Below are 13,508 nucleotides of genomic sequence, written 5' to 3'. Positions count from 1 at the left end.
ATGCCTCGCATTCTGATCGTGGAAGACGAAGACATTATTCGCTCGGCAGTGCGCAAACTGTTGTTGCATGCCGGCTACGAGGTCGCCGACGCTTCTTCCGTCGAGGAAGCCGAGCAGAACCACGAGCCGGACCAGTTCGATCTGATCATTTCTGATCTTCGCCTGCCGGGCGCAGCAGGCACCGAACTGATCAACCGGGCACCCAATACCCCGGTGCTGATCATGACCAGCTATGCCAGTCTGCGCTCCGCAGTGGATTCCATGAAAATGGGCGCAGTTGAATACATCGCCAAACCGTTTGACCACGATGAAATGCTGGCCGCTGTTGAAAACATTCTGGCACGAAAACCCGCCGCCCGGGGCGACGACAATGACCTGGCGACGTCACCAGAAACACCCGAAAGCAGCGATCCCGCCAACATCATGTTCGGTCAGTGCGAACCGATGCAGCGGGTATTCACCCTGATACGGAAGGTTGCACCCACCGAAACCACCGTACTGATTCAGGGCGAATCCGGTACCGGTAAGGAGTTGGCGGCCCGCGCCCTGCATCTGCTCAGCCCCCGCGCAGCCAAGCCGCTGATCTCGGTAAACTGTGCAGCCATCCCGGAAAGCCTGATTGAATCGGAACTGTTCGGCCACGAAAAAGGCGCCTTTACCGGCGCGGTTTCGGCAAGGACCGGCCTGATTGAAGCCGCGGATGGCGGCAGCCTGTTCCTGGACGAAATCGGCGAATTGCCTGCAGAAGCCCAGGCCCGATTGCTGCGGGTGCTGCAGGAGAGCGAGATCCGGAAAGTCGGCTCAACCCAGAGCCGCACAGTGAATGTGCGAATGATTGCGGCCACCCACCGCAACCTCAAAGCCATGACACGAACCGGGGAATTCCGCGAAGACCTGTACTACCGGTTAAACGTAATGCAGATCCGGATCCCGCCTTTACGTGAGCGCCAGAGTGACATTCTCGGACTCGCCCGTCGCTTCCTGAAACGTCAGGGCGAGAAAATGGGCAAGCCCGACCTCAACCTGAGCCCCGAGGCCATGCGAGCCCTGGAGCGTCACCGCTGGCCCGGCAACGTGCGGGAACTGGAGAATGCCATCGAGCGGGCCACCATCCTCTGCGACGGTGATGTGATTACACCGGCACTGCTGGACCTCGACAGCGAAGGAGGTGAAGAGCACATCCCCGAAACCCTGGTGGAAGGCAACAACGAGCAAAACCGAACGCGCGAGGTGGACTCCGCCAACGATCTCTCCCTCGAGGATTATTTCCAGCATTTTGTTCTTGAAAACCAGGACCGTATGAGCGAGACGGAACTGGCCCAGAAGCTGGGCATCAGCCGGAAATCCCTATGGGAACGGCGACAGCGCCTCGGCATTCCCCGGAAGAAATCCTCGGGCAACTGACCTGAGCAAAGTCTGAACCCACACTCAGTTGTTACCTCATGTTCCTCTCGGTAACACTCCTCGTGCAAGTAACGTGATCTCAGTAACACTTAGGTTGAATACGGGGTAACACTTATGGCCTACAAAATCGTAAGGCACTGTTAATCAAGGAAATTAAAAAACTGGCACACGGTCTGCAGTCTATTAAGCGCACAACAACAAAAACAAGAGTGACAAGGCAGCGCCAACAACAAGAACAAAAAGCTGCGGAAAACGTTCGGTAACAAAAACAACAATAGAACGTGAGCGAACTGAGTGTTTTGGGTACTTTGCTTTTTAGTGGTCCCACGGCACGTGCGAGTTGTAGATGTAGAGAAGAATCACCTTCCAGGTGACGCTGCAGCTACTACAGACCCGCCCGATGTCTCTGACCGCTCTGTGTATTCAAAGCTTTCCGTTTGCACTGCTGAGATGCCCCGTTTTTGGGGATATGCAGTGGGGTACAAAAACCAAGAAAAATCCCGGCAAAAATAAAAACAATGCAGATCGTCAACGCTTTCAGGGCGGATTCGTGAAAACGGATCCGCCTTTTGATTTTCTGGGCCCCGTAACGGTAATCCACGGCAAACGTGTGCAAATCCCGCTCAAACCGTTAAACTCTCGGTTTTTGCTCATCGCAACCACGGATTTCAATGCCTAAACGACTTGTCGATAAACTCCGTTCCTTCATGTCCGGCAACGGAAAAAAGAAAGCCCGCACCTACCAGCGACGGGAAATCCCCCGGGACCAGCACAACGTCTCCCGCTCGGTGATCAGCGAGCCCGCCAAGAAAGTCCTGCATCGCCTGAATAAATCGGGCTATGAAGCCTACCTGGTGGGTGGCGGCGTAAGAGACATCCTGCTGGGCGGACAGCCCAAGGATTTCGACATTGCAACCAATGCCACGCCGGAAGAGGTTCATGACCTATTCCGTAACTCACGCCTGATCGGACGGCGATTCCGAATCGTCCACGTCGTGTTTGGCCGCGAAGTCATCGAGGTAACCACCTTCCGGGGCAACGCCGCGGAGGCGGACACCGACACGGATGATGACGATCGCAGAACCAGCGAACACGGCCTGCTGCTACGCGACAATGTTTACGGCAACCAGGAAGAAGACGCCCTGCGTCGTGACTTCACCGTCAACGCCCTGTACTACTGCATCCGTGACTTTACCGTTATCGATTTTGCCAACGGCATTGAGGATCTTCGCAACCGGCAGCTGCGCCTCATTGGCGATCCAGAGACCCGATATCGGGAAGACCCGGTACGCATGCTCCGCGCCATTCGGTTCGCGGCCAAACTCGACTTTGACATTGAACCGGAGACCGAGGCCCCCATTCGAGAACTGGCCCCACTGTTGACCCATATCCCACCGGCCCGTCTGTTTGATGAAGTTCTCAAACTGTTTTCCGCAGGCCATGGTGAAGCCACTTACGACCTGCTGACCCGGTACAACCTGCTGGAACCCCTGTTTCCGGAGACAGTCCGGGCCATTGAGGCCGGCGAGCCGGACGAGCTCATTCGCCAGGCCCTGAGAAACACCGATGCCCGAATTGCCCAGGGCAAGTCGGTTACGCCTTACTTCCTGTTTGCCGCCATGCTCTGGCCGGCACTCCAGGCCGAGTGGCATCGCAGACAGGACAACGGTGATCCGGTGCAACCGGCACTGCACGGCGCTATCGGAAAGGTGATTGGGCGGCAGGTGCAGGCAACCTCGATTCCCAAACGTTTCTCCGGACCCATGAAAGAAATCTGGGAACTTCAGATGCGCCTGCCCCGCCGACAGGGTAAGCGGGCCTTTGCCACCATGACCCACCCCCGGTTCCGGGCTGCCTATGACTTTCTGCTGGTTCGCGAGGCGTCGGGCGAGATCGAACCCGGCCTTGGCCAGTGGTGGACCGAGTTCCAGCAGGAAGACGAACGAGGTCAGGAACGGATGCTGTCGCAGTTGAGCAGCGATGCTCCGAAAAAGCGCCGGCGCCGTCGCAAACCGGTCAAACGCCCCGCTCAGCAATGACGACGGATACATTTATCGGCCTCGGCAGCAATCTCAAAGACCCGGCTGCCCAACTGGCCCGGGCCGTATCCGGGCTCGCTGCACTGCCAGATACGGTTCTGATCGCCCAATCGGCCTTTTACGCCAGCCGGCCGGTAGGCCCACAAGACCAGCCAGATTTCGTCAACGGTGCCGTGTGGCTAAGAACATCCCTGCCAGCTCACCAGCTGCTCGACCAATTACAGGCCATTGAGCAGGCCCATGGTCGGGAGCGGCTCCGGCACTGGGGCCCCCGCACGCTCGATCTGGACATACTGCTTTACGGCGACCAGATTCTGGACGATGAGCGGCTTACCATTCCCCATCGGGAGCTCCGGACGCGGGATTTTGCGCTCCAGCCTCTACTGGACCTGAAAGCCGACCTGACCCTGCCGGATGGCACACCCATTGCCGAATTGCGCAGCCAATGCCCCGACAACGGCTTGCGCAAGCTTCCGCCGGCGGATTACCCTTAACACTGCAAGGCCGGCACCCCGGCGCGCCCAGGCCCATCCACCCAAAAGGCAAGGATTCTATGGCTGTTACCATCAATACCCTGCGTGAGTTCAAGCAGAAGGGCGAAGCCTTCGCTGCCCTTACCTCCTACGACGCTACCTTCTCTCAGGTGGTCAGCGAAGCGGGCGTTCACGTTATTCTGATCGGCGATTCCCTGGGCATGGTGCTGCAGGGGCATGACAGCACATTGCCGGTGACCATGGATCAGATGGTGTACCACGTCAGCTGTGTGGCCAAGGGTAACCGCGGTTCGCTGATCATGGCTGACATGCCCTTTATGAGTTACGGCACCGTCGAGTCTGCCCTGGAAAACGCCGCAGAACTGATGCGGGCAGGCGCACACATGGTGAAACTTGAGGGCACGGACTGGATGAAAGAAACCATTACCGCTCTGACGGAGCGAGCGGTACCCGTGTGCGCACACCTGGGACTCACGCCACAGTTCGTCAACAAGTTTGGCGGCTATAAAGTTCAGGGCCGCGATGAAAAAGCGGCCGAAATGATGATCGAGCATGCCTGCGAACTGGAAGCGGCCGGCGCCGATGTTATTTTGCTGGAGTGTGTGCCGGCCCCGCTGGCGGCCCGTATTGCCCAGACCGTCAGAGCACCGGTCATCGGGATAGGAGCAGGCCCGGACACGGACGGACAGATTCTTGTACTGCACGACATGCTGGGCATCACCACCGGCCGCAAGCCCCGATTTGTGAAAAACTTCCTTGCCGAAACAAACTCTGTGCAGGAAGCCATTGAAGCCTACGTAAAGGCCGTCAGTGATCGCACATTCCCCGCCGAGGAGCATACGTTCAAGGCATGAGAACCGTACATTCCCTGAAAGAACTGAGAACCATCCTCCGCGGCTATCGCCAGCAGGGCAAAACCATCGGCCTGGTACCCACCATGGGCAACCTGCACGAAGGTCATATTTCGCTGGTTCGCAAAGCAGCCGAAATGGCGGATGTTGTCGTTACCAGCATATTCGTGAACCCGATGCAGTTCGGCGCCGGCGAAGACCTCGACAAATACCCGAGAACCCTGGCCGAAGATCAGGACAAGCTTGCCTCGGCCGGTAACACCCTGGTGTTCGCCCCAACCTCCGAAGAAATTTACCCGGAAGGGTTGGCAAAGCAGACCCAGGTGGTTGTGCCGGAGGTCAGCGATGGCCATTGCGGCGCCAGCCGGCCAGGCCATTTCGAGGGCGTGGCCACGGTGGTCACCATGCTGTTCAACATGGTTCAGCCCGACTTTGCGGTGTTCGGCGAAAAAGACTTCCAGCAACTCGCCGTGATCCGGAAACTGGTGCGAGACCTGATGATACCTGTGGATGTGGTCGGAGCGCCCACCGTGCGGGACGAGGACGGTCTGGCAAAAAGCTCCCGTAATGGCTACCTGACCCCCGAGGAGCGACAAATTGCTCCAGCGGTTTATCGGACCCTGCAGGCCACAGCCGCAAAAATCGCCGATGGTCGTACAGACTTCCAGGCCCTGGAAAGCGAAGCTGAGCAAAGTCTCGGGGATGCCGGGTTAAGGCCGGATTACTTCAATATCGTCAACAGCCAGACACTTAAGCCGGCCAGAACCGAGGACCGGGACATTACGCTTCTGGCAGCGGCCTTCCTGGGCACCACTCGTTTGATCGACAACCTTTCCCTGACCCGATAAGCCAACAGAAAAGGAAACTCTGATGCCCGCACATCCTGCAGTACTGACCTCGAAACCCGAATGGCAGAGACTGAAGGAACTCCGGAAACGCCTGGACGGCGTTCTTATGAAGGATCTTTTCAATAAGGATCCGGGGCGGGCAAGGCGTTACTTTATCGAAGGCGCAGGGCTGTCACTGGATTTTTCCAAGAACCGGATCACCGATGATGTGCTGGACGCACTGCTGGCACTGGCCAGCAGCTGCATGCTGGAAGCCAGGCGAGAGGCACTGCTGCAGGGGGAACGGGTAAACGTCACCGAAGATCGCCCCGCTCTCCACACGGCCCTGCGCAATCCGGGAACCGACAAAATAACGGTGGACGGCAACGACGTAGTCGCCGAGGTTCAGCGAACGCTCAAACGCATGGAAATCCTGGTTGACGACGTTCTTGGGCAACGGCGCACCGGGTACACCGGCCAAGCCTTCACGGATGTGGTGAGCATCGGAATCGGCGGCTCCTACCTGGGGCCCAAGCTGGCGGGCGAAGCGCTTCAGCCCTATGCCCAAGCGGGCATCCGCTGCCATTACGTAGCCAACATTGATGGCACCGAAATCTGCGAGACACTCCGCCAGGTGAACCCGGAAACCACCCTGTTCCTGATCCAGTCCAAGTCGTTCCGGACCCAGGAAACCCTGGAGAACAGCAAGGTGGCGCGGCAATGGTTCCTCGAACACTGCGGTGACGAGCAGGCCGTTGCCAACCACTTTATGGCGGTGACCGCAAATGTGCCTGCAGCGCAGGAATTCGGCATCGATCCGGACAATGTCTTCCCGATGTGGGATTGGGTGGGAGGTCGTTATTCACTGTGGTCTGCCATCGGGCTTCCCATTGCCTTGAGCGTTGGCATGGCCAACTTCCGGGCACTGCTGGCCGGCGCCCATGCTATGGACCAGCACTTCCGTGCAGCGCCACTGGCGGAGAATCTGCCGGTGATCATGGCCATGCTGGGCATCTGGTACAACAATTTCTGGGGTGCCGAGACCCACGCGATCCTGCCTTACGATCACTATCTGCGCAGCCTGCCGGACCACCTCCAGCAGCTGGACATGGAAAGTAACGGCAAGAGTGTGACCCAGGCTGGCGACGCGCTGGCCTGGCAGTCCGGACCGGTTATCTGGGGCGGGGTCGGCGCCAATGGCCAGCACGCTTATCACCAGCTGATCCACCAGGGTACACGTCTGATTCCGGCGGATTTCATCATCCCCCTGAAAACCCACAATCCGGTCGCCACTCATCACGCAGACCTTTTCGCCAACTGCCTGAGCCAGTCCCGAGCCATGATGGCCGGAAAATCACTGGAGGAAGCGCGGGCGGAATTGAAAGCGGAAGGGCGAGCCGACACCGAGATTGAACAGCTCGCCCCCCACAAGGTCATCCCGGGCAACAAGCCGAGCAATACACTGACCATGGAAAAGGTGACGCCGGAGACCGTTGGCGCGCTCATTGCCCTCTACGAACATCGCACCTTTGTGCAGGGGGTGATCTGGAATGTGGATTCGTTTGACCAGTGGGGCGTGGAGCTCGGAAAACAATTGGGCAAGGGGATCCTGCCGCGGCTGCTTGGCGAGGAAGGCGGCAATCAGGCCAGCGACAGCTCGACCGATCACCTCATTGAACGGTTCCGCTCAACCGGCGGCGCTTGAGATCTGCCTGCCCTGCCAGTTGAAATTCACCGGCCAGAGCTTCTGGCCGGTGTTGTATTCCCGCCACAACTGACCAAAGGATTTACCGCACACCGGGTGCGTTTCCTCCGGCGCGATGTCAGCCAGAGGTCGCAGCACGAAGGCGTTTTTCAGAATCTCCCCCCGGGGCAGCTCGACACCCTCTATCCGGCCGACCGCATCGCCATAGGTGAGAATATCCAGGTCAAGGGTTCGCGCGCTGAATTTCGGCACATCCCGACGCCGGCCGTTGTCGGCTTCCAGTTGTTTGAAACGCTGTGAAAGCTCAGCCACCGGCAAGGATGTGTCCACGCCCACCACCAGGTTCAGAAACGGAGACCCGTCAAATCCGACAGCCTCGCTGTCATAGACCGGGGAGATGAGCAGTTCGCCAAACCACGCAGACAGGGCATCCAGCGCGGCCGTGACATAACGCTCCCTGTCCACATTGCTGCCAATGCTGATGTAAACCCGGACAGCCGCTGCCATTACCGCGCTCCCCTCTGGATCCGAACGCCCACCGCCTGCGCCGCGGGTACGGCGCCCGGCTTGCGTATCGCCAGTCGTAACCACTTGATACCGAATTCCTCCCGCAAGGTTTCGGCAAGGACCTCCGCCCCATGCTCAAGCAGTTTCGGCCTGAGCGCCTGCAGGCAGGACTCGACCCGGGTACTGACAGCCGCATAATCCAGGGCGTCGGCAACATCGTCTGTCTTGCCCGGTATGCTGTTATCCCACGCCATTTCCAGATCAATCACCAGGCTCTGGGTGACTTCCCGCTCCCAGTCGTAAACGCCAACCACAGTTTCCACAACCAGGCCTTCGATCAATACGGTGTCTGCCAAGGGTGCTCCCGGATTCTTCCACTCTTTGGTGATTGAACAACGCACAACCAGAGGATACTGTGAGTAAGCTGGCCCGCGTTGTCAGGGCGGGCATTTTCGCACATATTGGCCATAGTCGTCTTTGCTTCCGAGCCCACAGCATGCTTCCCAGTGACCCGGTGTTAACGGTTTTGCTTTGCGCCGCCGCTTATGTGGCAGGCTCGGTGCTGTTTGCCCTGCCGGTTTGCCAGCTCTGGAAGCTTCCAGACCCGCGGGCCCAGGGCTCTGGCAACCCCGGTGCCACCAACGTCTACCGCACCGGCGGTTGGCCACCGGCGTTGCTGACTCTTGCGCTGGACGCGGCCAAAGGCTGGCTGCCGGTATGGCTGGCCCATGCCGCCGGCCTTTCGGTGATGGTTCAGGCCGTCGTTGCCCTGTGCGCCGTCACCGGCCACATGATCCCGATCTTCTATCGATTCAAGGGCGGCAAAGGGGTCGCAACCGCTCTCGGCGCCGGCCTTGCCCTGGCGCCCGCCACAACACTGATAATGGCGGCTATCTGGATGCTGGTGATCTGGCGCTGGCGAATTTCCGCCCTCGCCTCACTGGTCGCCATCATCAGCGGCCCGCTGATCAGCGCCTTCCTTGAACCGGAAACCCTGCCTTTGTTCGGCCTGCTCGCGCTGCTGATCGTGGTTCGCCACCGCAACAATCTGATCCGACTCGCCCAGGGCCGTGAGGCCGGACTCTAACTATCAGTCCACTAATCCGGTGGATCGAGGTTCGTTGATCGGCGGCAGCGTGTTCATCGGCCACCGGGGCACCGCCACAATACGTTCACCGTCCTGCTGGCCAGCCTTCATGCGCTGGGCGCCCGCGTAGGCAATCATCGCACCGTTATCCGTACAGAACTCCGGGCGGGCGTAAAACACCCTGGCCTTGAGCTTGCCAGTCATTTTTTCCAGGCCCGCCCGTAACCGTTTGTTGGCACTGACTCCTCCGGCAATGACAAGACGCTTGCAGCCTGTCTGCTCCAGGGCCCGACGGCACTTGATGGTCAGAGTGTCGACCACAGCGGCTTCGAATGCCAGGGCGATATCCGCCCGGGTCTGGTCATCCAGACCGCCCGCCTCACGGGCAGCATTGACGGTGTTGAGTGTGAAGGTTTTCAGACCGCTGAAGCTGAAATCCAGCCCGGGCCGGTCGGTCATTGGCCTCGGGAATCGATAACGGCCCTCGGTACCTTTTTCCGCCAGCGCCGCCACCCGCGGGCCACCGGGATAGTCCAGGCCGAGCATCTTGGCGGTCTTGTCAAAGGCTTCACCGGCGGCATCGTCCACCGACTCACCCAGCATCTTGTACTCGCCGATGCCATCAACCCTTACCAACTGGGTATGACCACCCGAGACAAGCAATGCGACGAACGGAAACGCAGGCGGATTGTCCTCCAGCATGGGCGCCAGGAGGTGCCCTTCCATGTGGTGCACACCCAACACAGGAATACCCAATGCGAAGCCCAGCGCATGGGCCACAGAGCCACCCACCATCAAGGCGCCCACCAGGCCAGGGCCCGCCGTGTAGGCGATACCTTCTATGTCTACCCGACGCTTGCCCGCCTCTGACAGCACCTGATCGCACAGGGGCAGGAGCTTGCGAACGTGATCCCGGGACGCCAACTCCGGCACGACACCGCCGTAATCTGCGTGCATATCGATCTGACTGAACAGGGCATGCCCCAGCAACCCCGTTTCGGTGTCATACAGCGCTACGCCGGTCTCATCACAGGAGGTTTCAATACCTAGAATCAGCATAATGTCGGGCCATATTGGTTGGCAGAAATGAAAACGACGCGCATTTTAGCAGAAACCCGAAACCCACTGGCAGATTCATCGAACAAACATTGACCTTGCCATAAGGCAGGCGCTATCATTGCCGCCCTAAAATATGCACTGGTCGAGTTTTAGCCAATCTGACCAGGGATCGAGAACCGGTCTGGCCACGCCAGGCGGACAAAATTGAAACCGAATCTATCAGGTAGGTGATTTTCGAATGCCAGCTGTTAAAGTGAAAGAGAATGAACCGTTTGACGTAGCACTGCGTCGCTTCAAGCGTTCCTGCGAGAAAGCGGGTGTACTTTCTGAAGTACGTCGTCGTGAGCACTACGAGAAGCCGACCGCTGTTCGTAAGCGCAAAGCAGCCGCTGCCGTTAAGCGTCATCTCAAGAAGCTTCAGCGGGAACAGCGCAAGTTCGAGCGTCTGTACTAAGTTTTATCTGACGCCGCTTGACTGCAAAGCACTGATTGCCTGTACAGCCGCAGGCTGCACAGAGCGACTCAAAAATGCCGCCGAGGCCTGGCTTCGGCGGCATTTTTGGCTATTGGCCAACTCCGATGACGGCCTGATGTGGAGCCCCCATGAGCGGACTGATCCCTCAACAGTTTGTTGAAAACCTGCTGGATCGTATCGATCTGGCGGAACTGATCGGTTCACGCATTACGCTCAAGAAAGCCGGGGCCAACTACAAGGCCTGCTGCCCGTTCCACGACGAGAAAACACCCTCGTTCAATGTCCGGCCAGACAAGGGCTTTTACCATTGTTTCGGTTGTGGCGCCCACGGCGATGCCATCAGCTTTGTCAGGGAGTTTGAAGGCCTGGGATTTACCGAGGCAGTCGAGGAACTGGCCAAACGGGTGGGGCTTGAAGTGCCCTACGACCGGGCGGCAAAGCAGGAAATCCAGCAGGCGCGAACATTAACCGACGCCCTGGACTTTGCCAGCCGCTTCTACCAGTCATCGCTAAAAGGCCAGCAAGGCGCCTATGCCCGGGACTACCTGCAGCAACGAGGCCTGGACAAAACCATCATCGAGCAGTACCGGGTGGGCTATGCCCCCTCGACCGGTACCGCGCTGTTTGATGCCGCCAGCAAGGATCTGCAGGGTCCACTGATTGAAACCGGGACGGTGTCTGACAAATACGGCAGACCGAGAGACCTGTTTCGCAACCGGGTGATGTTCCCGATTCGGAACACCCGGGGCAGAACCGTTGCCTTCGGTGGCCGTACGCTTGGAGATGACAAGGCGAAATACATCAACTCTCCGGAGTCGGATGTTTTCCACAAAAGCCGCGAGATCTACGGCCTGTTCGAAGCCAAACAGGCCATCCGGCAGCTGGACAAACTGCTGGTGGTTGAGGGCTACATGGATGTGATCGCCCTCGCCCAGCACGGCATTCACTATGCGGTTGCGACACTGGGCACGGCGACAAACCAGGACAGCCTGACAGCGCTACTAAAGCAGGTGAGGCACATTGTGTTCTGCTTTGATGGCGACCAGGCTGGCTTCCGTGCCGCCGACCGGGCCATGGAGAATGCACTGGAACTGATGGCCGACGGACTGCACCTTCAGTTTCTGATGCTGCCCCAGGGCGAGGACCCGGATACCCTCGTGCGCAAGGAGGGGCCAGAAGCGTTCCAGAAGCGCGTTGAAGGGGCTACGCCTCTGTCACGGTATTTGTTTGACCGACAGAGCGAAGGGCTTGACCTGCAGCTGCCAGAGCACCGGGGCGAATTGAGAGCCAGGGTTGAACCTCTGCTCAACAAGATGCCCAGAAGCACTCTCCGGGATGCCATGTGGCACGAAATGCTCCGTCTTTGCGGTGGCCGGAACCAGTGGCAGAGCCGCCAGCAGGGCCAGAAAGGGCGATGGAACGGCGAGCGAAGGGACCGGGTTTCCGAAGACCGGATTGACGTAAAGCTCAGCAAGGACAGCATTCTGTGTCTTGCCCTGCTGGAAGCACCGGACCTGGCCACCGAGGTGACCGAACTGGCCCGCAGCTCCCGGCAGTTCAACCAGGCCCGGAACTTTGCCGAATGGATTCTGGCAAACGACATCCGCGACCGGAAAACACTGGTGCGCACGCTGGCACTGGATACGACCGCTCGGGAGCGGTTTTACCACCTGTTTGACGGGATTGAACATATTCCGGCGCGGGAAAGCACACTGGCCGCTGCTCGTGAGCTCCTGAGCCCGAACGAAGAGGCATCCCGCCAGCAGCGGCTTGCCACACTATTGAGAAACCTGTCCAACCTCACGAGTGAGGAACGACAGGAGCTGAGAGCCCTGAGCAGTGGCACCGGGGACTAGCAGCACTTGAAACTTGACGCACTGATCACCATCTAACCATTCGGTGGCAGAGCAACTAAGCGGCAGCTATAATGGCTGTTTAACTTTTTTCCTTCTAAAAGCGAGTTTACAGGGTGTCTATGTCAGGCAATTCGCAAAAATCACGTTTGAAAGACCTCATTGCACGAGGCAAGGAACAAGGTTACCTGACTTACGCCGAGGTAAACGACCACCTCCCGGAAGATATTGCTGACCCGGATCAGGTCGAAGACATTATTCGCATGATCAACGACATGGGTATCCAGGTGTGCGAAGAAACACCAGACGCCGATACCCTGCTGATGACCGAGGGCGATTCTACCGCCGACGAAGCCGCTGCCGCTGAAGCCGCCGCCGCTCTGGCAGCCGTAGAAACCGATGCCGGCCGCACCACGGACCCCGTGCGCATGTACATGCGTGAAATGGGCACCGTTGAGCTGCTGACCCGCGAAGGCGAAATCGTCATCGCCAAGCGCATCGAAGAAGGCATCCGCGATGTCATGGCCGCCGTTGCCCACTTCCCGGGCACCGCCGGCACCGTGATTCAAGCCTATGACCGTATTCTCGAAAACGAAGGTCGCATCAGCGACATCGTAACGGGCTTCCTTGATCCGGACGACGCCGAGCCGTTCATGGGCGAGGACACCACCACAGAGAGTACAGACGATTCCGATTCTTCCTCTGACGATGACGACGACTCCTCGGAAGAAGAAACCGACAACGGCCCGGATCCGGAAGAGACCCGTCTCCGTTTCGAACTGCTCAACGAAAAGCTGGATGCCGCCAACAAGGCGCTGGCCAAGCACGGCCGTTCCGACAAGAAAACCCAGGAAGCGCTGAACGAGCTCGGCCAGGTCTTCGCACCGTTCAAGCTCGCCAACAAGGCCTTCGACGAGCTGGTCAACGTGGTTCGTTCCACCAATGACCTGGTTCGTGAGAACGAGCGCGCGATCATGCAGATCTGTGTTCGCGAATGCAAAATGCCTCGTAAGGACTTCATCAAGTCGTTCCCGGGCAACGAGACCAATCTGGACTGGGCCGAGAAGATCGCCAAGAGCAAGAAGCCTTACGCAGCCCCCATAGCCGAGCGTATTGACGAGATTGTTCGCCTGCAGAAGCGCATCCAGAACGTGCAGACCGAAGTGGATCTGGACGTGGCCGACATCAAGGAAATCAACCGTCGCGT

General features: G+C 58.7%; 14 protein-coding genes. 11 read left to right on the top strand and 3 right to left on the bottom strand.

Going from position 1 to position 13,508, the window contains the following annotated elements:
- The 7 genes from ACESMK_RS18865 (at position 1) to pgi (ending at position 7,320) form a co-directional block, all read left to right on the top strand.
- Positions 1-1,404 carry a sigma-54-dependent transcriptional regulator gene (locus ACESMK_RS18865; protein WP_373001940.1) on the top strand — a complete coding sequence of 468 codons (1,404 nt, stop codon included), beginning with the start codon at positions 1-3 and terminating at the stop codon, positions 1,402-1,404.
- 370 nt (positions 1,405-1,774) lie between these two features.
- Positions 1,775-2,083 carry a hypothetical protein gene (locus ACESMK_RS18860; protein ID WP_373001938.1) on the top strand — a complete coding sequence of 103 codons (309 nt, stop codon included), beginning with the start codon at positions 1,775-1,777 and terminating at the stop codon, positions 2,081-2,083.
- Positions 2,076-3,443, top strand: coding sequence for a polynucleotide adenylyltransferase PcnB (gene pcnB / locus ACESMK_RS18855; protein ID WP_373001936.1), 1,368 nt, complete (start codon positions 2,076-2,078; stop codon positions 3,441-3,443). Before ACESMK_RS18860 ends, pcnB begins: the two co-directional genes overlap by 8 nt.
- The gene (gene folK, locus ACESMK_RS18850; RefSeq protein ID WP_373001934.1) at positions 3,440-3,937 is read left to right on the top strand and encodes a 2-amino-4-hydroxy-6-hydroxymethyldihydropteridine diphosphokinase; all 498 of its coding nucleotides are present in this window, start codon (positions 3,440-3,442) and stop codon (positions 3,935-3,937) included. Before pcnB ends, folK (ACESMK_RS18850) begins: the two co-directional genes overlap by 4 nt.
- 59 nt (positions 3,938-3,996) lie before the next feature.
- Positions 3,997-4,791, top strand: coding sequence for a 3-methyl-2-oxobutanoate hydroxymethyltransferase (panB, locus tag ACESMK_RS18845; RefSeq protein WP_373001932.1), 795 nt, complete (start codon positions 3,997-3,999; stop codon positions 4,789-4,791).
- Positions 4,788-5,636 carry a pantoate--beta-alanine ligase gene (gene panC, locus ACESMK_RS18840; protein ID WP_373001930.1) on the top strand — a complete coding sequence of 283 codons (849 nt, stop codon included), beginning with the start codon at positions 4,788-4,790 and terminating at the stop codon, positions 5,634-5,636. The genes panB and panC overlap by 4 nt, the downstream gene beginning before the upstream one ends.
- Before the next feature lie 22 nt (positions 5,637-5,658).
- On the top strand, positions 5,659-7,320 hold the full coding sequence (gene pgi, locus ACESMK_RS18835) for a glucose-6-phosphate isomerase (protein WP_373001928.1): 1,662 nt from the start codon (positions 5,659-5,661) through the stop codon (positions 7,318-7,320).
- On the opposite strand, the gene folK (ACESMK_RS18830) is transcribed toward pgi, so the two are convergent.
- Together folK (ACESMK_RS18830) and folB are read right to left on the bottom strand one after the other, a co-directional pair.
- Positions 7,303-7,827: a 2-amino-4-hydroxy-6-hydroxymethyldihydropteridine diphosphokinase gene (folK, locus tag ACESMK_RS18830; RefSeq protein WP_373001926.1), complete on the bottom strand. Its 525-nt coding sequence runs from the start codon at positions 7,825-7,827 to the stop codon at positions 7,303-7,305. The genes pgi and folK (ACESMK_RS18830) overlap by 18 nt on opposite strands.
- Positions 7,827-8,183 (bottom strand): dihydroneopterin aldolase, encoded by a 357-nt coding sequence (gene folB / locus ACESMK_RS18825; RefSeq protein ID WP_373001925.1) that lies wholly within the window; start codon positions 8,181-8,183, stop codon positions 7,827-7,829. Before folB ends, folK (ACESMK_RS18830) begins: the two co-directional genes overlap by 1 nt.
- Before the next feature lie 140 nt (positions 8,184-8,323).
- Here folB and plsY point away from each other — a divergent pair, with 140 nt between their 5' ends.
- Positions 8,324-8,914: a glycerol-3-phosphate 1-O-acyltransferase PlsY gene (plsY, locus tag ACESMK_RS18820; protein ID WP_373001985.1), complete on the top strand. Its 591-nt coding sequence runs from the start codon at positions 8,324-8,326 to the stop codon at positions 8,912-8,914.
- Positions 8,915-8,917: 3 nt separating this feature from the next.
- On the opposite strand, the gene tsaD is transcribed toward plsY, so the two are convergent.
- Positions 8,918-9,973: a tRNA (adenosine(37)-N6)-threonylcarbamoyltransferase complex transferase subunit TsaD gene (gene tsaD, locus ACESMK_RS18815; protein WP_373001923.1), complete on the bottom strand. Its 1,056-nt coding sequence runs from the start codon at positions 9,971-9,973 to the stop codon at positions 8,918-8,920.
- Positions 9,974-10,211: 238 nt separating this feature from the next.
- Here tsaD and rpsU point away from each other — a divergent pair, with 238 nt between their 5' ends.
- From rpsU to ACESMK_RS18800, 3 genes are all read left to right on the top strand, one after another.
- Complete coding sequence (gene rpsU / locus ACESMK_RS18810; RefSeq protein WP_007153483.1) at positions 10,212-10,427, top strand: 30S ribosomal protein S21; 216 nt, start codon at positions 10,212-10,214, stop codon at positions 10,425-10,427.
- Positions 10,428-10,576: 149 nt separating this feature from the next.
- A complete protein-coding gene (gene dnaG, locus ACESMK_RS18805) occupies positions 10,577-12,304 on the top strand; it encodes a DNA primase (protein ID WP_373001921.1) in 1,728 nt (575 codons plus the stop codon).
- A 119-nt stretch (positions 12,305-12,423) separates the two neighbouring features.
- A partial coding sequence (locus tag ACESMK_RS18800; protein ID WP_373001919.1) for an RNA polymerase sigma factor region1.1 domain-containing protein occupies positions 12,424-13,508 on the top strand: 1,085 nt, incomplete at its 3' end.

Source organism: Marinobacter sp., from assembly GCF_041687235.1.
Taxonomy (GTDB): Bacteria; Pseudomonadota; Gammaproteobacteria; order Pseudomonadales; family Oleiphilaceae; genus Marinobacter.
The sequence above is the reverse complement of the archived record's forward strand: the minus strand, read 5'-3'. Positions and strand labels throughout refer to the sequence as shown.

What these genes read in the sequence shown, in the direction of transcription:
- folK (WP_373001934.1), top strand. Translation starts at nt 3,440, where the DNA reads ATGACGACGGATACATTTATCGGCCTCGGCAGCAATCTCAAAGACCCG.
- panC (WP_373001930.1), top strand. Translation starts at nt 4,788, where the DNA reads ATGAGAACCGTACATTCCCTGAAAGAACTGAGAACCATCCTCCGCGGC.
- rpsU (WP_007153483.1), top strand. Translation starts at nt 10,212, where the DNA reads ATGCCAGCTGTTAAAGTGAAAGAGAATGAACCGTTTGACGTAGCACTG.
- tsaD (WP_373001923.1), bottom strand. Translation starts at nt 9,973, where the DNA reads ATGCTGATTCTAGGTATTGAAACCTCCTGTGATGAGACCGGCGTAGCG.
- pgi (WP_373001928.1), top strand. Translation starts at nt 5,659, where the DNA reads ATGCCCGCACATCCTGCAGTACTGACCTCGAAACCCGAATGGCAGAGA.
- pcnB (WP_373001936.1), top strand. Translation starts at nt 2,076, where the DNA reads ATGCCTAAACGACTTGTCGATAAACTCCGTTCCTTCATGTCCGGCAAC.
- plsY (WP_373001985.1), top strand. Translation starts at nt 8,324, where the DNA reads ATGCTTCCCAGTGACCCGGTGTTAACGGTTTTGCTTTGCGCCGCCGCT.
- folK (WP_373001926.1), bottom strand. Translation starts at nt 7,827, where the DNA reads ATGGCAGCGGCTGTCCGGGTTTACATCAGCATTGGCAGCAATGTGGAC.
- panB (WP_373001932.1), top strand. Translation starts at nt 3,997, where the DNA reads ATGGCTGTTACCATCAATACCCTGCGTGAGTTCAAGCAGAAGGGCGAA.
- dnaG (WP_373001921.1), top strand. Translation starts at nt 10,577, where the DNA reads ATGAGCGGACTGATCCCTCAACAGTTTGTTGAAAACCTGCTGGATCGT.
- ACESMK_RS18865 (WP_373001940.1), top strand. Translation starts at nt 1, where the DNA reads ATGCCTCGCATTCTGATCGTGGAAGACGAAGACATTATTCGCTCGGCA.